The following is an 18,958-nucleotide window of genomic DNA, read 5'->3' as shown; positions in this document are numbered from 1 at the left end:
TGACAGCCCGGACAGCGGGTACTGACCGAGTAGAGCCGATGGTGCGGTGAGGAGAACACGACCGCAGCGGTGCGGAACCCCTGTGGGGGGCCTTGTCCCGTGCGGCCGGTCGACAGCGTGCCATTGTTGATCCGTACCTGTCATGCGTTTGGTCGTGTCAAGCCCCTGACGCGCCAGACTCCGACAGCCCGGGTGAGTGACCAGCGCACCAGCCATGGCCGGCGTGGCCATGGCTGGTGCGTGGAAGACGACTGCGAGCAGGTGGCGGCGAAGTCGGCGCCGGACTGAAGGCGGACTGGAGCCGGACCGGAAGTACTAGACGGTCGCTGCGGTGACGGTGGTCGGGGGCTGGTCGGTGGCGCAGTGGAGGCACTTGCTCGCGGCGGCGGGCAGGTCCTCGGACAGGCAGGCCGGGCAGGTCTTGACGGGGCCGGGTTCGCCGAACGCCTTGACACCACGGCGGGCCTGGTAGTGCTTGTAGGGCACGACGATCAGGAAGTAGACGACCGCCATGAAGATGACGAAGTAGATCAGGGCGGAGATGAACTGTCCCAGGTCGAGGTAGGTCGCCTTGTTCCCCGCGTCGCCGAGCTGCCATCCGAGCCCCTGGGACGTGCCGCCCTGGAAGCGGCTGACGATCGGGTTGATCACGAAGTCGGTGAACGCCTTGATCAGGGTCGAGAAGGCCAGCGCGATGACCAGCCCGACGGCGATGGTGACGAGGTCGCCCCGCATGAGGAAGTTCTTGAAGCCTTTGATCACGTCCGCTTCCTTTCCTGGATGCCCTCGTGCCGGGCACGTGCGCACGGCGCGAGGGGTGCTCAGCAGCTAATCGCAGGCACCCGGGCCGGTGGCGAAGCCACGGCGCGATGACCCACGGACGGCCGCAGCCCGGGTGCGCCGATGATGTCAGCGGACGTCCGGCGCCTGCCGGGACCAGGGGCGGGCGCGTTCGAGCTGTCCGGCCAGCCGGAACAGGGTGGACTCGTCGCCGTAGCGGCCGAGGAAGTGGACGCCTATGGGCAGTCCTGCCGGTGACCGGTGGAGGGGGACGGACATGGCCGGGGCGCCGGTGACGTTGGCGACGACGGCGGGGAAGGCGATGAAGGGGGCGCTGTTGCGGGCGGTGCGCCAGGGATCTTCCTCGGTGGCGGTCATCTCGCCCAGGGGAAGCGGTGGCCGGGCGAGGGTCGGCGTGAGGAACGCGTCGTACCGGGTGAGGAATCGCGCGACGGTGCGGGCGAAGGCCTGCAGGGTGGTGACGGCCAGCAGGTAGTCGCCTCCGGTGACGCGCCGGCCGTACTCCAGGTAGGCGCGGGTGTACGGCTCCAGTTCCCCGGGCCGTGGCTCGCGGCCCAGTTCGCGCGTCCAGTAGCCGACGATCCATGCGATCGCGGCGCCGAACACGGTGCCGATGGCCTCGCCCACCTCGTCGGTGAGCCCCGGCAGGTCCTGTTCGACGAGCTCGTGGCCCAGATCCGCGCACAGCTGGACGGCGTCCTGCAGCGCGGCCTCGCAGTCGGGGTGGAGGGGGTGGCCGCCGCTGGTGCGCAGGCTGTAGGCGATCCGCAGACGTCCCGGGTCCCGTTCCGCTTCGAGCCGGAAGGGACCGGGCACGGGCGGCGCGGGGTACGGGTCGCCGGGTTCCGGACCCGCGACGGCGTCCAGGAGGGCGGCCGAGTCGCGGACCGTACGGGTGAGGGCGTGTTCGGCGGCCCACCCGCCGAAGGCGTCGCCGTAGGCGGGCCCGAGCGGGACGCGGGCGCGGGTGGGCTTGAGGCCGAACAGGCCACAGCAGGAGGCGGGGAAGCGGATCGAGCCGCCGGCGTCGTTGGCGTGCGCGGCCGGGACCATGCGGGCGGCGACGGCCGCGGCCGAGCCGCCCGAGGAGCCCCCGGTGGTGCGGGTCGGGTCCCAGGGGTTGCGGGTGGGCCCGTGCAGTAGCGGTTCGCAGGTGGGAGCCATGCCGAACTCGGGGGTGTTCGTCTTGCCGAGCAGGACGAGACCGGCCGCCCGCAGCCGCCGGACGAGTTCCTGGTCGAGGTGCGAGACGTGGTCCCGGAGGAAGGCCGAGCCTTCGGTGAAGCGCACGCCGGCCTGCTCGGTGGCGAGGTCCTTGAGCAGGTACGGGACGCCGGTGAAGGGTCCGCCGGGGAGCCCTGCGCGGACCTGGTCGAGGGCGCGGTCGAAGGCGGGCGTGATCACGGCGTTGAGGCGGGGGTCGAGACGCTCGATGCGCGTGATCGCGGCGGTGACGAGTTCCTCGGCGCTCAGCCGGCCGCTGCGGATCAGCTCGGCCTGGCCGAGGGCGTCGAGTGCGGTGACGCTCTCGATGTCGGAGCCGGCGAGAGTGGTCATGGCCGTGCCTCCAGGATGATGTCGACCGGAACGCTGTCCTCGGCGCTGCGACGGATGCGGGTGGGGCCGGCGGCGGTGAGGACGTCTCGCGGTCGCGTTCCGCCCGCCGTCGCGCCGAGGACCGTGCCCACGGCCTCGTCGACCGCGGCTGTGTCCAGGGGTGCCATCGTGATCACCTCTTTCGGGTTGCCGGTGACCAGGAGGCGTGAGAACGCTCCTCACGAGGTGTGGGACCCGCCGCTCACGGCCGACCTTTCACAGCCGCCATCGGACCGGTTGCCCGGGGCGGTAGGCACAGGCACGCCCGGTGGTGATCGTCACGGACAGATGACGGCCGAGCTCAGGGTGCTCCTGCTCGATCCGGCGCATGGCATCGCGGATCCGGGCCGTCACGGTCGTGCGCGCGCGTTCGCCCGGGTCGCCGAGGCGGCGCCGGCGTCCGGCGAGACCGTACACGCGGCGCAGCTCGGCGATCAGCTCGTCGCGCTCCTCCTCCGCGCGGGTGAGCCGGGGCAGGTCCTCGCCGGCGCGGGCGTCGGCGATCTCCTCGTCGAGGCGGTCGAGGCGCGCCCGGTAGGCGGCGCGCGCCCGGTCGTCCGCGAGCTCGTCGCTGCCGGGGGACGGCAGGTCCTCGCCGGTCAGCAGACGGGTCGCGGGGATCTCCCGGCCGGGGCAGGACAGCAGCAGTGCCAGGTCGTGCAGTCCCTTGGCGTCCTTGAGGACCACCGTGCGGCCCGCGTAGCCGAGTGTCCACAGCTGCCCGTCGTGGTGGAAGACGTGGCCGGTGTCCGCCTGCGCGAGGGCGGCCCGGGCCCGGTCGCGCAGCCAGTCCATTCCCAGTTCCTCGGCGACGGTCAGCGCCTGGGAGAGCAGCTGCCTGCCGCGTTCGCCGGCGGGGTGGCGCGCCAGGAGCAGCCGGCCGAGTTCGAGCCGGGCGCGGGCCGCGACGGGCCGGGCGCCGAGGCGGTCGGCAGCCGCCAGAGCCGTCTCCAGGTGCGCCGCGGCCTCCGGTCCGGTCGCCGCCAGACCGAGGTAGAGCGCCACCGGGGCGAGGACGGCGACGCCGCCGCCGATGACGACGGTCTCCTCCTCGTAGGGCAGCAGTCGCTCGTAGCGGTCCGCGCACACCTCGGGAACGCCGGCCGCCACCGCGAGCTCCACGTCGAAGGCCATGCCGGCCAGGGCCCGCCACCGGAACCGCGACAGTTCCTCGGCCGGGGGCAGCGCCCGCAGGACGGCCGCCGCCGCCTCGGGCTCGCCCGCCCTCAGATACGCGAAGCAGCGCCCGTGCGGCAGGAACTCCGGTGGCAGACCGGCATCGCCGAACTCCTCGAACACCGGCGCGACGCCGTCGGGTCCCTCCCGGGCCAGCGCGGCGGCGACGCGCTGGGTCGCCGTCACCCCTCGGCCGTCCGGCTCGCCGATCGCCTCCGCCAGCACGGCCGCCTCCTCGGCCAGACGCCGGCCCGCCTCGAACCGGCCCTCCATCAGGGCCCACGCGGCCTCGCGCGAGCGCACCAGGTAGCGGGCGCGCGGCAGCCGGGACCGCTCGGCCGCGTCCGCCGCCCGGCGCAGGGCCGCCGCCGCGGCGGGGTCGGCGAGTTCCAGCAGCGCCACGAACCGGCACAGCGTTCCCTCGAACTCCAAGGCGATGTCGTCGGCGTCCATCGCGGCCGCCACCATCCCGTCGGCGAGCGCCAGCCGCCGCCGTGCCGTGCCCGGCGCCCACTCGACGTCGTGCTGGGCGAACAGCGCGGTGGCGAGCGCATGGGGATCACCGGCGGTACGGGCGGTCTCGGCCGCCTGGCGGGCGTGATCCCGGGCGCGGGCCAGGTCCCGCTCCGGGCCGTCGGCCAGCTCCCGTGCCAGTGCGGCGAGCACCTCGGCGTGCGCCCTCGCGTGGGGGCCGCCGCGCAGGGCGGCCTCCGCCTGCGCCAGCCGGCCGACCACGTCGCGCCGTGAATCGCCGCTGCGGACTCCGGCCCGGTGCAGCCCCAGAGCCGCGGCCGCCAGCAGCTCCGGCTGCGCCCGCGCCTGGGCGGCGACCTCGGCGAACTCGCGCGAGGCCGCGTCCCTGGCACCGGCGGACAGCTCGGCCTCCGCCCGTGCGGCACGCAGCCGGAGGAGCCCGGGATCGTGCGGGGCGGTGAGCCGTACGGCCTGCCGCCACCAGCCGGCGGCCTCCTCGTACGCCAGCTGCGACAGCGCTTCCCGGGCCGCTCGTACGGCGTGACGGATGGCCGGTTCTGTGGGGCCGTACGGCAGCGCCTGCGCGTAGTGCCAGGCCAGCTCGGCGGGATGCCCGGTGCCTTCGAGCGTCCGTGCGACGGCGAGATGGGTGCGGGCGCGCCGGGCCGGACCGAGCCCGGCCATCAGCTCCTCGCGGAACAGGTCGTGCGCGAAGCGGTAGCCGTCCCGGCCGTCGCGCGTGACGATCCGCGCGTCCACGGCCGGCTCCAGCAGGCCCGGTACCTCGGTGGCCGGAACGCCCGCGACGGCGGCCAGCCGGAGGATCCCACCCCGGCGGCCGAGCACCGCCGCGGCGGCCAGCAGACGCGCCGTACGGTCCGGCAGCCGTGCCAGGCGCCGGGCCACCGTCTGCCCGACCGCGACCGGCACCGTCCCGCCGTCCCCGCCCGCGGCACGCAGCCGGGCGATCTGCTGCACGAAGAACGGATTGCCCCCGGTGCGCCGCTGCACCGCGGCCGCCGTCTCCGCGACGGCCCCTCCCGGTCCGGCGGCCCCACCCCGTCCAGCGGTCTCCGCAGCGGCTTCTTCCGCTCCGGCGGCCCCCGCTCCTGCCTGCCCGCCGAACCGGTCCAGGAGTACGGCCACCTCGGCCGGCGCCAGACCGCCCAGTACGACCGTGTCCGCGTCCGCCAAGGAGAGCAGCGGGTGATCGGGCGCGAGCTCGACGTCACGGTAGGTCCCGACCAGGAGCAGGGGCTCGTGCCTGGCCCGGCGGCCGAGATGGCCGAGCAGCAGAACCGAGGCGGTGTCCGCCCACTGCAGATCGTCCAGCACCGCGACCAGCGGCCGGCCGCCTGCCAGCAGACGCTCCGCGACCTCCTCGAACAGCGCCCGCCTGGCGTCCTCCGCGCCACTGCGAGCCGGTGTGCCCGCGGCGTCGCCGAGCGGCTCCGGTCGTCCGGTGACCGAGCGGAGGATCTGCCGCCAGGGCCACAGACCGGGTGCGCCGCCCCCGTCCTCGCAGCTGCCCCAGGCCACCGTCACCCCGGCGCTTCGCGCGTAGGCCAGGACTTCGGCCGCGAGGGCCGTCTTCCCGATGCCCGGTTCCCCGGCCAGCAGCACCGACCCACCCCGGCCGACGGCAGCTGCGTCCACCTGACGGCACAGAGAGGTCAGCAGCGCGCCCCGGCCTACGAGAAGCGACTCAACGCGCGCGCTCACACCGGCATTCTCCCACCGGGCGGCGTTCGCCACCCGTCACCCGCGGGCTCCGCGCCCGTGCGCCGGGCGGCCGCGGGGCGCGGCCAGGGAGGCGAGGCCGGGTCCTCTCCCGGGGCCCCGGTGGGCGGACGGCTCGGCGGGACCAAGATCGTCCTGTGGTAATTTGCCCGGGCCAGTCGCACCCCTGTACGCATCCGCACGACGGGTACGGGGGTCAGGGAATCCGGTGGGAATCCGGAGCTGACGCGCAGCGGTGAGGGTGACGGGCGGAGCAGCGGCCACTGGGTCCCGAGGGGCCCGGGAAGGCGCTCCGTCCGGACGACCCCGAGTCCGAAGACCTGCTGGCGACCCGGACGGCACGTGTCGCCGCCCGGGAAGCACCGTACGACAGGCTCCGCGCATGAGCCGTGACGCAGAGGACTCCTCACCGTGCCCCTCACGCATCCCGTCCGTTCCGCCGCGCTGCTCGTGGCCGGTTCCGTTCTCCTGGCCGGCTGCGGCACGGGCGGGACGGTGGCCCCGCCCGGGGCGAAGGGCTCCGGCCCGGGTTTCCCGGTGGTGCTCGACAACTGCGGGCAGCGCGTCGAGGTCGATCGCGCGCCACGCCGGGCGGTCGCCCTGGACCAGGGCTCGGCCGAGATCCTGCTCTCCCTCGGGCTGGCCGACCGGATGGTGGGCACCGCCACCTGGACGGACCCCGTCCTCAAGGGCCTGGAGAAGGCCAACGCGAACGTCCCCCGGCTCGCGGACCGCTATCCGTCCTTCGAGAAGGTGCTCGGCACCGAGCCGGACTTCGTCAGCGCCTCCTTCCTGTACACCCTCGGCAAGGGCGGCGTGGCACCCCGGGAGCGGTTCACCAAGCTCGGCGTACCCGCCTACCTCTCCCCCACGGACTGCGTCGGCAAGGACAACGGCGGAGACGGCGACGGGGTGCGGACCCGGCCCCTGACCATGGACACCGTGTACGGGGAGATCCGCGACCTGGCCCGGGTGTTCGGCGTGCCGGAGCGCGGCGAGAAGCTCGTCGGGGAGCTCCGCGCCCGGGTCACCGCGGCCAGGGCAGGCGTCGACTTCGGCGGCGCTTCCGTCCTCTACTGGTTCTCCGACTCCCAGGGCCCTTACATGGCGGGCTGCTGCGGCGCACCGGGAATCGTCAGCGGGGCGCTCGGCGTGAAGAACGTCTTCGACGACACGAAGGAGGAGTGGCCGCAGATCAACTGGGAGACCGTCGCCGACCGCGATCCCGACGTGCTGGTGATCGCCGATCTGACCCGCAAGGCGCAGTCGGCGGAGAGCGCCGCGAAGAAGATCGAGTTCTTGGAGTCCCACCCGGTCACGCGGAACATGACGGCGGTGAGGAACAAGCGGTACGTGATCCTCAGCGGACAGGCCATGAACCCCACCGTCCGCACCGTCGAGGGCATCGAGAAGGTCGCCGCCGCGCTCAAGACGTACGGCTTCGCGAAGTGACCCGCCCGGAAGCGGGAACGGCGGCCGCGCCGCGCCGCGGCGGCGCCGAACACCCCGCCGCGGCCGCACACCCCGCCGCGGCCGAACAGCCCGCGGCGGCCGGCCGCTCCGTGGGAGCCGCCGTCCGCTCGTCCCGGGCGCTCGTGCCGCTCGCCGCGGTGGGCGGGGCCGTCCTCCTGTGCGTCTCCATCGCCCTGGCCCTGACCATCGGTCCGGCCGACATCCGCGTCTCGGACTCCTGGTCCGTGGTCGCCTCCCACCTCGGCGGGAATCCGTCCGGTCTGAGCGCGATCCGCGACGGCATCGTCTGGGACCTGCGACTGCCCCGGACCCTCCTCGCGGCCGTGTGCGGTGCCGGCCTCGCGGTGTGCGGCGTGGTGATGCAGTCGCTGCTGCGCAATCCGCTCGCCGATCCCTTCGTCCTCGGGGTCTCCTCCGGCGCCTCGACCGGGGCCGTCGCCGTGGTCGTCCTCGGTGCGGGCGGAGGCCTGCTGTCCGTCACCGGCGGCGCCTTCCTCGGCGCGCTCTGCTCCTTCGCCCTGGTCCTGCTCCTCAGCCACGTCCTGGGCGGGTCGGCCGACCGTGTCGTGCTGGCGGGGGTGGCGGCCATGCAGCTGTTCTCCGCCCTCACCTCGTTCGTGGTGATGACCGCGGCCGACGCCGAGACCACCCGGGGCGTTCTCTTCTGGCTCCTCGGCTCCCTCGGCGGCGCGGACTGGACGGACGCCGGGCTGTGCGCCGCCGTCCTCGCCGTCGGGCTGACGGTCTGCGGCGGGCACGCCCGCACGCTGGACGCCTTCGCGTTCGGCGAGGACGCGGCGGCCACGCTCGGCATCCCCGTGGCGCGGACCCGGCTCGTCCTGCTCTCGGTCACCGCCCTGCTGACCGCGGTCCTGGTCTCCACGGCCGGCGCGATCGGCTTCGTCGGCCTCGTCCTGCCCCACGCGATCCGGGCGCTCACGGGCCCGGGGCACGCCCGGCTGCTGCCCCTGGCCGCGCTGGCCGGGGCGGTCTTCCTCGTCTGGGCGGACACCCTCGCCCGTACCGTGCTCGACCCGCAGGAGGTGCCGGTGGGCGTGGTGACGTCGCTCGTCGGCGTCCCCGCGTTCGTCCTCGTCCTGTACCGCACCCGGAGGGTTCGATGACCGGCCCGGTGACACGCCCCGGCAGCCGTACCGGCCTCCGGGCCGAGCGCGTCTCCCGCACCGCGGGTGGCGCTCTCGTCCTGGACGGCGTGACCATCGCTCCGCGCCCCGGCCAACTCACGGGGCTGCTGGGCCCGAACGGTTCGGGCAAGTCCACCCTCCTGCGGCTGCTGGCCGGTGTCCTCGCTCCGGACACCGGGGTGGTGTCCCTGGACGGCGACCCGCTGAACGGCATCCCGCGCCGCGCCCTGGCACAGCGGCTCGCGGTGGTGGAGCAGCACGCCGACACCCAGGTCGACCTCACCGTGGCCGACGCCGTACGGCTCGGCCGCATCCCGCACCGCCGCGCCTGGTCACCGGCGACGGCCGCCGACGAGGAGGCCGTCCGGTCCGCGCTCGCCCGCACCGGACTGACCGGCCACGCCCACCGCACCTGGCGCACGCTGTCCGGCGGCGAACGCCAGCGGGTCCACATCGCCCGCGCCCTCGCCCAGGAACCGCGCGAGCTCCTCCTCGACGAACCGACGAACCACCTCGACATCCAGCACCAGCTGGACCTCCTGACCCTGGTGTCGGGCCTGCGCCTCACCTGTGTCATGGCCCTGCACGACCTCAACCTGGCGGCGATGTACTGCGACCACGTGGTGGTCCTGCACGAGGGACGGGTGGTGGCCGGCGGGCCGGTCGCGGACGTCCTCACGGAGCGGCTCGTCATGGACGTCTACGGCGTCCGCGCCGCCGTGTCCCGTCCCGGGCCCGGCGACCGCCCCCACATCCGCTTCCTGGGCACGGCGCGCCCCCGCGACTGAGCGGGGCGGGCCCGGCACGGCGCCAGGTGGTGGACACCCCGTACGGAGTACGCCTGCACACGCCCATAGCCACAGCCACGCCCACCGCGGCCGTCACACCGCGGGCAGGGCCTGTTCCGCCCAGATCGTCTTGCCGGTCGGCAGGTAACGCGTGCCCCAGTGCTCGGTGAGCTGGGCGACCATGAACAGTCCGCGTCCGCCCTCCTCGTCGTTGCCGGCGTACCGGGCGTGCGGTGAGGTGTGCTGCGAGTCGGAGACCTCGCAGATGAGGGAACGGTCCCGGATCAGGCGCAGTCCGATCGGGCCGGAGGCGTGCCGGATCGCGTTGGTGACCAGCTCGCTGACGACCAGTTCCGTGGTGAAGGCCAGGTCGTCCAGTCCCCACCGCCCGAGCTGTTGCGCGGCCATCGCCCGTGCGCGTGCGACGAGCGCGGGGTCCGAGGGCAGCTCCCAGGCCGCCACCTGGCGTGCGTCCAGCGCACGGGTGCGCGCGACGAGGAGCGTCGCGTCGTCCTGCGCGTGGTCCGCCGCCAGCTCCTCGACGATCCGGGCGCACAACCGGTCGGGCGACGATCCCCGATGTTCTCCGAGTACGGCCGCCAGGCGGTCCAGTCCCACCCCGACGCCCTGCCCCCCGGCCTCCACGAGGCCGTCGGTGAACAGCACGAGGAGGCTTCCCGCGGCGAGCGTCACTTCCGCGGCCTCGTAGGGAAGCCGTCCCACGCCCAGCGGCGGCCCCGGTGGCAGACGGAGGAAGCCGACGTCGCCGTGCGGCTGCACCACGGCGGGCGGCGGGTGTCCCGCCGCCGCCCAGGTGCTCGTCAGGGAAGCCGGATCGTAGATCCCGTAGACGCACGTCGCCCCGACGGCGCCGCTGCCGCCCGTGCCCGTCCCGTCCTGGTCCGACGCGTCCTTGCCGACCTGGTCGTTCAGCCGGGCCAGGAGTTCGTCGGGGGCGAGGTCCAGCTCGGCCAGGGTGTGCACCATCGCGCGCAGGCGCCCCATGGTGGCGGCGGCTCCCAGCCCGTGGCCGACGACGTCGCCCACGACGAGTCCGACCCGTGCGCCGGACAGCGGAATGACGTCGAACCAGTCGCCGCCGGCGCCGAGGTGGCTGTCGGCGGGCAGGTAGCGGCTCGCCGCCTCGACCGCGCTCAGCTCGGGCAGCGACCGCGGCAGCAGACTGCGCTGGAGCAGGAGCGCGGCGGTGCGCTCCCGGCGGTACCTGCGGGCGTTGTCGATGCAGACGGCGGTCCGCGACGCCAGCTCCTCCGCCACCGCCCGGTCGCCGTCGTCGAAGGGTTCCGCGTCGTCGCCCCGCGCGAAGGTGACCAGGCCCAGGGGCGTCCCCCGCACGACCAGCGGGGCGTACAGCCGGGTCGGCGCGGCCACGGCGTCCGCGGTCGCACGGCCCCCGGCCAGGCTCCGGGCCTGTGGCGATCCGGCGGCGTAGGCGACCCGCTCGCCCACCCGGGAGGGTTCCCCGTCGGAATCGGCCACGCGCACCAGGCCCCCTGCCGTGACGGGCTTCGGTTCCTCTCCGTCGAGCACCTCGGCCGCCACGTCGACCAGCACGGCGTCGGCGTACTGCGGCACGGCGGTCCTGGCCAGCTCCGATGCCGTCACGGACGGATCGAGCGTGGCCCCGATCCGTGCACCGGCCTCCGCGAGGAGCGCGAACCGCTGCTGCGCACGGTAGTGGCCGGTGACGTCGATGGACTGTTCGCACACGCCCACCGGCTCTCCCCGGCCGTCCAGCAGGCGGAAATAGGACGAGGACCAGACGCGCTCACGCCGCGGGTCGGCCGGGGCGCGCCCTCGGAAGTGCACGTCGATGACCGGCTCACCGGTCTCGAGGATCTGCCGCACGAAGTCCTCGGGCGACACCGAATGCTGGGTGGTGAGGACGTCGCCGGGAAACAGTTCGGTCATGGAACGGCCCAGCGAGGCCTCGAGGTCGCCGCCGAGCTCCCGGACACTGGACGCGTTGGCCCACAGGAGGCGCGCGCCGGGGCCGTAGATGGTCAGTGTCACCGGAGACTGGGTCACGAGCCCCTGCAGCATCGCCTGCCGGGTCTCCCACCAGCGCAGCTCCTCCAGCTCGGCCCCCATGAGGACGGCGGAGGGCGCCCGGCCGGCAAAGGCCGCGCCGGAGGCGGGGGTCAGGGGGTGCAGTGTCACCGCCACCCGCACGGTGTGTCCCCGGCGGTGGCGCACGTCCACGACGGCACTGCGGTTCTCACCGAACCGCGGCCGCCGGTCCCGCTCTTCCGGTCCGTCGCCATCGGCGGGCGGGGGCGCGAGCAGGTCGACCGCCGGGCGTCCCACCACCTGCGCGGCGGGATATCCCAGCAGGGCCTCGGCCTCACGGCTCCACCCGAGGAGCACTCCGTCCGCGGCGAGCAGGGCGAACGCGGCCGGGGGCGGACCGAGGTGCCCGCCGTCGTCCGCCCCGGTGAGAGGAGTGAAGGGCAGCCCTTCCATGGTCCCATCATCCTTCCGGGAGGTCGCGACCGCAGTGCGCTCGGTCCGGTCCGGTGGCACCGGGCGGACGCGCCGGCCCTGCGGGCGAAGGGCGCCCGGGCGGCCGGGTCGGGGACGGTGCACACGTAGGCCTGGTGGGCGGCCGGCCGGCGTCGGCGCGAGGGGCGCGCGGTCCTGCGCCACCGCCCTCGGGAAGCCGCGCTTCCCCCGCGGCCGGCCTCGCGCGCGCCATGACATGCGCCACAGCGGCGCGGTGCGTCGTGATCCCCTCGCGAGCCGTCCGCCCCGTCTCGTGGCGGTCCCGGCCCGGTCCGCGCCGGTCACGGGCGCCCTGGTGCGCGGCTCGTGGGAGTGATGTCCGCCCTTCCGCGCCCGGTGCCGGTTCTGCTACATGTGGCACGTCTTGTTCGAATCCCGTCGAAAGCACTCCCATGGACCAGGCCACCGACCCCGACCACGTCACCTTCACCCTCGACCTCACCCTCGAAGAGGCCCGCCGCAGGGCCGAGGTCGTGGCGGCGCTGGGCTCCGACTGGGACCCGGTGGCCGTGCTGCGGGAGGAGCAGGCGGCGCACGACCTGCTCTATTCGGGCCTCGACGAGGAGCAGCTGCGGATCCACGCCATGCTCGTGGCGGCGGGTGTGCTGCCGGGAGGGGAGCCGGGCCGTGCGGCTTCCCATTGATCCCCACGCCGACCGGGCCCGGCGCGCCTGGGTCGCCTGCCCGGGCTGTGACGACGCCCGCGGCTGCGGGCCCTGCGCGGAGCGCCGCAACTGTGCCGAGCACTGGCGCTATCTGATCGCGAACAAGGGGCCCGAGGTCCATCTGCAGTGCCCGAACTGCACCCACACATGGACCCTGGACACCTCCCGTGACCGCCGCGGCGGCGGCACCCGGGGCTGAGGCTCAGCAGATGCGGGGCAGCTGCTCCCCGAGCGGCATGTCCACCACGCGCGTACCGCCCAGACCCGTGCGGGCGACCACCATGCCCGGGTGCGCCTCGACGGCCTCGCCGATCACGGCCGCCTCCGCGCCGAGCGGATGCGACCGCATCGCGGCGAGCACGGCGTCGGCGTGGGCGCGCGGGACGAAGGCCACCAGCTTCCCCTCGTTCGCCACGTACATCGGATCGAGCCCGAGTACGGCGCACGCGTTGGCCACGGGGGCGGGGACGGGCACGGCCCGCTCCTGGACGACGACGCCGGTGCCCGAGGCGGCCGCGATCTCGTTGAGCGAGGCCGCGAGGCCCCCTCGGGTCGGGTCGCGCAGCACGTGCAGGTCCGGGGTGACCGCGAGCATCGCCTCGACCAGGCCGCCGAGCGGCGCGCAGTCGCTCTCGATCTCGACCCCGAACTCCAGCCCCTCGCGCACGCTCATGATCGCCACGCCGTGGACCCCGACGGGGCCGCTGACGATCACCACGTCACCGGGTACGACCCGCTGGGGCCGCAGGTCGACGCCGGGCGGGACGAGACCGATGCCGGAGGTGTTGATGTAGACGCCGTCGCCGTGGCCGGCCTCCACCACCTTGGTGTCACCGGTGACCACCCGCACGCCCGCCGCACGGGCCGCCGCGCCGAGCGCGTTCGCCACGCGGGTCAGCACGTCGGTCTCCACCCCCTCTTCCAGGATGAAGCCGCAGGAGAGGTAGGCGGCCCGGGCCCCGCTCATGGCGAGGTCGTTGACGGTGCCGTTGACGGCCAGGTCGCCGATGCTTCCGCCGGGGAAGAACAGGGGGCGGACGACGAAGGAGTCGGTGGAGAAGGCCAGCCGGGCGCCGCCGAGTTCGACGGTCGCGGCGTCGGTGGTGAGCGAGAGCGCGGGGCCGCCGAAGGCGGGCGCGAAGATCCCTTCGACCAGTTCGGCGGAGAGCGCTCCGCCTCCGCCGTGCCCCATCACCACCCGCGGCCGGTCGCGCAGCGGGGCGGGACACGTCCAGGCGAGCATGTCGGGTGCCTCCGCGCCGGAGGCGTCACGCATGAGCTCAGACAACGGAACTGCCCTCCAGAGCAGAGGAGTCGACGGCCCGGGGCTTCGGCGAGGGGGTCTCCAGGTCGAGCCGCCGGTAGAGGTAGTACGCGGCGCACGCGCCCTCGCTGGAGACCATCGTGGCGCCCAGCGGGGAGCGGGGGGTGCAGGTGGTGCCGAAGGCCTCGCACTGGTGCGGTTTCAGCAGGCCCTGGAGCACCTCGCCGCTGCGGCACTCGGCCGGTTCGCGGGTGTCGATGCCGTCGACGGAGAACCGGTGCTCGGCGTCGTGGTCGCGGTACCGCTCCGAGAGCCGCCAGCCGCTGTCGGGAATGACGCCGATGCCGCGCCAGGCGCGGTCGGTGACCTCGAAGACGTCGTCCAGCATCGCCCGGGCGGCGGGGTTGCCCTCCGGGGGCACGGCGCGCGGATAGGCGTTGTCGACGGTGTGTTCCCCGTGCTCCAGCTGGAGCACGGTGCGGCGTACGCCTTCGAGGATGTCCAGCGGTTCGAACCCGGTGACGACGATCGGCACCCGGTGGCGTTCGGCGAGTCCGGGGTACTCCGACGTGCCCATCACGCTGCACACGTGGCCCGCCGCCAGGAAGCCCTGGACGCGGCAGTCCGGCGAGCGCATGATCGCCTCGATCGCCGGGGGGACCCGGACGTGGGAGACGAGCAGGCTGAAGTTGCGGATGCCGAGCCTGCGCGCCTGGTGGACCGTCATCGCGTTGGGCGGCGCGGTGGTCTCGAAGCCGATGCCGAAGAAGACCACTTCCCGGTCGGGGTTCTGCTCGGCGATGCGCAGCGCGTCCAGCGGGGAGTAGACCACCCTGACGTCGCCGCCCTGCCCGCGGACCTGGAACAGGTCGCGGCCGGTGCCGGGGACGCGGAGCATGTCGCCGAAGGAGCAGAAGATCACTCCTGGCCGGGAGGCGATCTCCAGGGCCTTGTCGATCATCTCCAGCGGAGTGACGCAGACCGGGCAGCCCGGACCGTGGATCAGCTCGATCTCGGACGGCAGGAGCTGGTCGATGCCGTGCCGGATGATGCTGTGGGTCTGGCCGCCGCACACTTCCATCAGGGCCCAGGGCCGGGTCACCGTCGCCCGGATCTCGTCGAGCAGCCGGCGTGCCAGGTCCGGGTTCTGGAACTCGTCGATGTACTTCACGGCCGCACCTCTCCACGGACCTCGTCCCGCGCCTGCCACTCGCTTCCCGCGGCCTCGGCGGCCTCCCACGGGTCCGCGAACTCCTCCTGGAGCAGGCCGAGGGTCTCGAACAGCCCGAGCGTCCGCCGGGCCGACTCCTCGTCGAGCTTCTGGAGGGCGAAGCCCACGTGCACGATGGCGTACTCACCGGGCTTCAGGTCCGGCAGGTACTCCAGGCACACCTCCTTGACCACGCCGCCGAAGTCGACCGTGGCCATCCGGGTGCCGTCCCGGTCCTCGACTTCCAGCACTCTTCCGGGTACCGCCAGGCACATGGGTGTCTCCTCACTGTCGCTCTGGTCGTGGCGTGCCGGGGGCCGCGCCGTCCGTGATCCGGGCGGCCACGACGAGCTGGCCGAGGGCCAGACCGCCGTCGTTCGGCGGGATGCGGCGGTGGCGCAGGACGGTGAAGCCGTCCTCGCGCAGTCCTGCGGCGCAGGCCGAGGAGAGCACCGTGTTGGCGAACACTCCCCCGGTCAGGGCGACGGTCTCCACTCCGGTCTCGGCGCGGGCGGCGGCGCAGACCGCGCGCACCAGCCGGGCCACGGCCCGGTGGAAGCGCGCCGCGACGACGGCCGGGGGCGTCCCGTCCAGGACGTCGGCGACCACTGCCCTCACGAGGGGTGCGGCGTCGGCGGTGAGATGGGCGCCGGTGCGCGGCGAGCCGAGCCGGAAGGCGTAGCGGCCGTCCTCGGTCACGTCCGGTGCGCGCAGGGCCGCGGCCTCCAGCTCGATCGCGGCCTGCGCCTCGTATCCCGCGTGCTGGCAGATCCCGGCGAGGGAGGAGACGGCGTCGAAGAGGCGCCCCATGCTGGAGGTGGGCACGCAGTTCAGCTCGCGCTCCAGCTGCCTTTGCAGGACGGGCAGTTCTCCGGGGGCGCAGGCCCGGGTGCAGGGCAGGGCACGGTCGGCGGCGAGGCCCGCGGCCCGCAGGTGGGACAGCGCCATGCGGTAGGGCCGCCGTACGGCCGCGTCGCCGCCCGGCAGGGGTACGCAGGCCAGGTGCGCGAAGCGGCGGAACCCGGCGTAGTCCGCGAGGAGGAACTCACCGCCCCACACGGCGCCGTCGAGACCGTGGCCGGTGCCGTCGAAGGCCACGCCGATCACGGGGCGCGTGCCGTCGAGGCCGTTCTCGGCCATCGCCGCCGCGACGTGCGCGTGGTGGTGCTGCACGGGGACGACGGGCCGTTCCGCCGCGTGGTCGCGGGCCCAGCGGGTGGACCGGTAGCCCGGGTGGCGGTCGGCGGCGAGCAGCCCGGGCCGGACGCCGGTGACGGACTCCAGCTGCCGCTCGGCGGAGGCGAGGGCGAGCTGGGTGGCGAGGTCGTCCATGTCGCCGATGTGGGCGGAGAGCCAGGCCTGGCGTCCGTCGCCGAGGCAGAAGGTGTTCTTCAGGTCCCCTCCGACGGCGAGGGCGGGGGCGACCTCGACGGGCAGCTCGACCGGCAGCGGCGCGTAGCCCCGGGAGCGGCGCAGGGTCAGCTGTTCGCCGTCGCAGACGCGGACGACGGAGTCGTCGCAGGCCACATGGATGGGCCGGTCGTGCAGCAGCCAGGCGTCCGCCAGGCCCGCGAGCCTGGTCAGTGCCTCCGCGTCGTCCGTGACGATGGGTTCGCCCGCGAGGTTGCCGCTGGTCATCACCAGCAGCCGGGGCCCTTCCCGGTCCGTCGTGCCGAGGCCGAGAAGGAGATGGTGCACCGGGGTGTACGGGAGCATGAAGCCGAGGTCCGGGCTGCCCGGCGCCACGGCCGGCGCCGGCGCGGCCCCGTGGTGCGGCCGGGCGCCGGCTCGGCGGCGCAGCAGGACGACGGGCCGGACGCGGCCGGTGAGGAGTTCGCGTTCGAGCGTGCCGAGCTCCACGAGGGGCTCGATGTCGGCGAGGTCCGCGGCCATCATCGCGAACGGTTTGTCACCGCGCGCCTTGCGGCGGCGCAGTTCGGCCACCGCGTCGGGGTTCGTCGCGTCGCACGCCAGGTGGTAGCCGCCCAGGCCCTTGACGGCGAGGATCGCGCCGGCGGCCAGCAGCCCGCGCGCGGCGGCGATCGGGCCGGCGCCGGAACCGGCCCGGTTGCCGTCGGGTGCCGGGCCTGCGCCGGAGGGGCCGCCGGGCGCGGTGCCGTAAGGGCTGCCGGGCGCGGTGACCAGCCGCAGCCGGGGTCCGCAGCGGGGGCAGGCGACGGGCTGCGCGTGGAAGCGCCGGTCCGCCGGGTCCGCGTACTCCCGGGCGCAGTCCGGGCACATCGGGAAGCCGGCCATGGTGGTGTGGCCCCGGTCGTAGGGCAGCCCCGTGACGATCGTGAACCGCGGTCCGCAGTGGGTGCACGTGATGAAGGGGTGCAGATGGCGGCGGTCGGCCGGGTCGGCGAGCTCCGCGAGGCAGTCGTCGCAGGTGGCCGTGTCCGGCGGGACGAGGGTGCGGACGGCGCCGCCCTGGCGGGAGGGCACGATCGTGAATCCGCTGCCGCCGCTCGCGGTCACCTCGGCCGTCTCGACCGACTCGACCCGGGCCAGGGGCGGGGCGCCGGGCGCGAGGCGGGCGCAGAAGGACGCGACGTCCGCGGGATCCCCCTCGACCTCGGCGACGACGCCGTCCGCCGTGTTGGTGACGTGGCCGGACAGGCGCAGCCCGGTGGCGAGGGCGTAGACGTACGGCCGGAAGCCCACGCCCTGCACGACGCCGCGGACGACCACGCGGCTGCGCCGCGGGGCCAGGGCGGGCGCGGGTCCGGAGTGCGCCGTGCTCACGCGCCGGCCCGGGCCATCACCGGGGTGTGGACGCGGTTGCCCTCGGCGGCGGCGAGGGCCCGGTCGAGGAGCGCTCCGGCGCCCCGGCCGTCGCGCACCGAGCTGAGGACGATCTCGACGCCGGGGTTGACCTGCTGCACGTGGGCGCGGAAGGCCGTCTCGTCGAAGTCCGCCGCCCCGGCCATGTCGGTCTTGGTGACGATCACCAGCTGGGCGAGGCCGAACGCGGTGGGGTACTTGAGCGGCTTGTCCTCGCCCTCGGTGACCGAGGCGAGGACGACGCGGAGCGACTCGCCCAGGTCGTAGCCGGCGGGGCAGACGAGGTTGCCGACGTTCTCGACGAACAGCAGCCGGGTGGCCTCGGGCAGCCAGTCGTGCAGGTGCCGGGCGACCATGTCGGCCTCCAGATGGCACAGGCCCTCGGTGAGCACCTGCTTGACGGGGGCGCCGGAGCGGGCCAGGCGGCGGGCGTCGTTCTCGGTCGCCAGGTCGGCGGTGAGCGCGGCGGCTGCGATGCCCCGTTCGCCGGCGAGCCTCAGTTCGCGCTCCAGCAGGGCGGTCTTGCCGCTTCCGGGGCTGGAGAGCAGGTTGACCACCGTGGTGCCGCGGGCGGTCAGTTCGGTGCGCAGGATCCGGGCCGCGGCCTCGTTCTTGGCGAGGACGGCGCGCTGGAGATCGACGGCTCGGCACATGCTCAGCTCTCCTCGGTGATCGGTTGGCGGTACTCCCCGCGCGGCGCCCCGGGGTCGGCCCAGCGGACCTGACGGATCCGCAGCTCGCGGCCGGAGACGAGTTCGCCGGCGGCGGCGCCGCAGGCCGGGCAGAGCAGCCGGGGCGGCATGCCGACCGCCCAGTCCTCGGCGCAGGGTTCGCAGCGCGCGGTGCCCGGGACGGTACGGGTGATCAGCTCGGCGCCCTCGACGACGGTTCCGGCGCAGGCGAGTCCGAAGCAGAAGGCGAGGGCGTCCGCGACGACGCCGGCCAGCTCGCCCACCTCCAGTTCGATGAGGTCGACGCCGACGGCCCCGCGGGACCTCGCCGCGCTCTCGACCTGGTCGACGACGGCGACCGCGAGGGACATCTCGTGCATCGGTCTCCGTCCTGGACGCGGGGGTGGGTTCCGGGCGTCATTAGAGGACGGGCGGCGGGTGGATCCGGCCCGCCGCGCCGGGAGGGGAGGGCGGTGTCGTCCGTTCGGTGCAGCCGGCTCCGGTGGATCCGCGGGTGCGTCACATCCTGCTGATGCGCAGATAGCGCCGGAGGTCCGGGAGGACGGCGACGGTGACGGCCACGGCGGCCGCGGCGGCCAGGGCGACGGTGGCGGCGAGGAGGTTTCTCTGCATGGTGCTCTCCGTTTC

17 protein-coding genes and 1 riboswitch are annotated in these 18,958 nt (G+C 74.6%); of the genes, 5 read left to right on the top strand and 12 right to left on the bottom strand.

The genetic code is table 11. From position 1 onward, the window contains the following. Positions 1-315 precede the first annotated feature (315 nt). The 4 genes from ACFYU9_RS03160 to ACFYU9_RS03145 form a co-directional block, all read right to left on the bottom strand. Positions 316-762, bottom strand: a complete 447-nt coding sequence (locus ACFYU9_RS03160; RefSeq protein ID WP_389217846.1) for an MscL family protein — start codon at positions 760-762, stop codon at positions 316-318. 147 nt (positions 763-909) lie between these two features. Then, positions 910-2,358, bottom strand: a complete 1,449-nt coding sequence (locus tag ACFYU9_RS03155; RefSeq protein WP_389341832.1) for an amidase — start codon at positions 2,356-2,358, stop codon at positions 910-912. Next, positions 2,355-2,525 (bottom strand): hypothetical protein, encoded by a 171-nt coding sequence (locus ACFYU9_RS03150; protein ID WP_389341829.1) that lies wholly within the window; start codon positions 2,523-2,525, stop codon positions 2,355-2,357. Before ACFYU9_RS03150 ends, ACFYU9_RS03155 begins: the two co-directional genes overlap by 4 nt. Before the next feature lie 88 nt (positions 2,526-2,613). After that, positions 2,614-5,769: an ATP-binding protein gene (locus tag ACFYU9_RS03145; protein WP_389341826.1), complete on the bottom strand. Its 3,156-nt coding sequence runs from the start codon at positions 5,767-5,769 to the stop codon at positions 2,614-2,616. Positions 5,770-5,985: 216 nt separating this feature from the next. Continuing rightward, positions 5,986-6,109: riboswitch (cobalamin riboswitch) on the top strand. 89 nt (positions 6,110-6,198) lie between these two features. Here ACFYU9_RS03145 and ACFYU9_RS03140 point away from each other — a divergent pair. The 3 genes from ACFYU9_RS03140 (at position 6,199) to ACFYU9_RS03130 (ending at position 9,193) form a co-directional block, all read left to right on the top strand. Next, positions 6,199-7,239, top strand: coding sequence for an ABC transporter substrate-binding protein (locus ACFYU9_RS03140; protein WP_389341823.1), 1,041 nt, complete (start codon positions 6,199-6,201; stop codon positions 7,237-7,239). Between the two features lie 110 nt (positions 7,240-7,349). Continuing rightward, complete coding sequence (locus ACFYU9_RS03135; protein ID WP_389342960.1) at positions 7,350-8,384, top strand: FecCD family ABC transporter permease; 1,035 nt, start codon at positions 7,350-7,352, stop codon at positions 8,382-8,384. Continuing rightward, a complete protein-coding gene (locus ACFYU9_RS03130) occupies positions 8,381-9,193 on the top strand; it encodes an ABC transporter ATP-binding protein (RefSeq protein ID WP_389341820.1) in 813 nt (270 codons plus the stop codon). Before ACFYU9_RS03135 ends, ACFYU9_RS03130 begins: the two co-directional genes overlap by 4 nt. A 93-nt stretch (positions 9,194-9,286) precedes the next feature. On the opposite strand, the gene ACFYU9_RS03125 is transcribed toward ACFYU9_RS03130, so the two are convergent. Then, positions 9,287-11,677, bottom strand: a complete 2,391-nt coding sequence (locus tag ACFYU9_RS03125) for a SpoIIE family protein phosphatase (RefSeq protein WP_389341817.1) — start codon at positions 11,675-11,677, stop codon at positions 9,287-9,289. A 431-nt stretch (positions 11,678-12,108) separates the two neighbouring features. On the opposite strand from ACFYU9_RS03125, the gene ACFYU9_RS03120 reads away from it, so the two are divergent. Continuing rightward, on the top strand, positions 12,109-12,360 hold the full coding sequence (locus ACFYU9_RS03120) for a DUF6400 family protein (protein ID WP_389217828.1): 252 nt from the start codon (positions 12,109-12,111) through the stop codon (positions 12,358-12,360). Beyond that, on the top strand, positions 12,344-12,580 hold the full coding sequence (locus ACFYU9_RS03115; RefSeq protein ID WP_389217825.1) for a hypothetical protein: 237 nt from the start codon (positions 12,344-12,346) through the stop codon (positions 12,578-12,580). The genes ACFYU9_RS03120 and ACFYU9_RS03115 overlap by 17 nt, the downstream gene beginning before the upstream one ends. A 3-nt stretch (positions 12,581-12,583) precedes the next feature. Here the strand turns inward: ACFYU9_RS03115 and hypE are convergent, their stop codons facing one another. The 7 genes from hypE to ACFYU9_RS03080 form a co-directional block, all read right to left on the bottom strand. Beyond that, positions 12,584-13,657: a hydrogenase expression/formation protein HypE gene (gene hypE / locus ACFYU9_RS03110; RefSeq protein WP_389217823.1), complete on the bottom strand. Its 1,074-nt coding sequence runs from the start codon at positions 13,655-13,657 to the stop codon at positions 12,584-12,586. Between the two features lie 4 nt (positions 13,658-13,661). Beyond that, on the bottom strand, positions 13,662-14,816 hold the full coding sequence (hypD, locus tag ACFYU9_RS03105; protein ID WP_389341814.1) for a hydrogenase formation protein HypD: 1,155 nt from the start codon (positions 14,814-14,816) through the stop codon (positions 13,662-13,664). Then, positions 14,813-15,130: a HypC/HybG/HupF family hydrogenase formation chaperone gene (locus ACFYU9_RS03100; protein ID WP_389217817.1), complete on the bottom strand. Its 318-nt coding sequence runs from the start codon at positions 15,128-15,130 to the stop codon at positions 14,813-14,815. Before ACFYU9_RS03100 ends, hypD begins: the two co-directional genes overlap by 4 nt. A gap of 10 nt (positions 15,131-15,140) precedes the next feature. Then, positions 15,141-17,600, bottom strand: coding sequence for a carbamoyltransferase HypF (gene hypF, locus ACFYU9_RS03095; RefSeq protein WP_389341811.1), 2,460 nt, complete (start codon positions 17,598-17,600; stop codon positions 15,141-15,143). Beyond that, complete coding sequence (hypB, locus tag ACFYU9_RS03090) at positions 17,597-18,292, bottom strand: hydrogenase nickel incorporation protein HypB (protein WP_389341808.1); 696 nt, start codon at positions 18,290-18,292, stop codon at positions 17,597-17,599. The genes hypF and hypB overlap by 4 nt, the downstream gene beginning before the upstream one ends. Before the next feature lie 2 nt (positions 18,293-18,294). After that, the gene (locus ACFYU9_RS03085) at positions 18,295-18,690 is read right to left on the bottom strand and encodes a hydrogenase maturation nickel metallochaperone HypA (protein WP_389341805.1); all 396 of its coding nucleotides are present in this window, start codon (positions 18,688-18,690) and stop codon (positions 18,295-18,297) included. Positions 18,691-18,829: 139 nt separating this feature from the next. Next, positions 18,830-18,943, bottom strand: coding sequence for a DUF6893 family small protein (locus tag ACFYU9_RS03080; RefSeq protein WP_389217805.1), 114 nt, complete (start codon positions 18,941-18,943; stop codon positions 18,830-18,832). Positions 18,944-18,958 lie beyond the last annotated feature (15 nt).

Origin of the sequence: Streptomyces sp. NPDC004327 (assembly GCF_042873935.1) — a bacterium.
Classification (GTDB): domain Bacteria; phylum Actinomycetota; class Actinomycetes; order Streptomycetales; family Streptomycetaceae; genus Streptomyces.
This window is presented reverse-complemented; position numbering and strand designations above follow the sequence as displayed.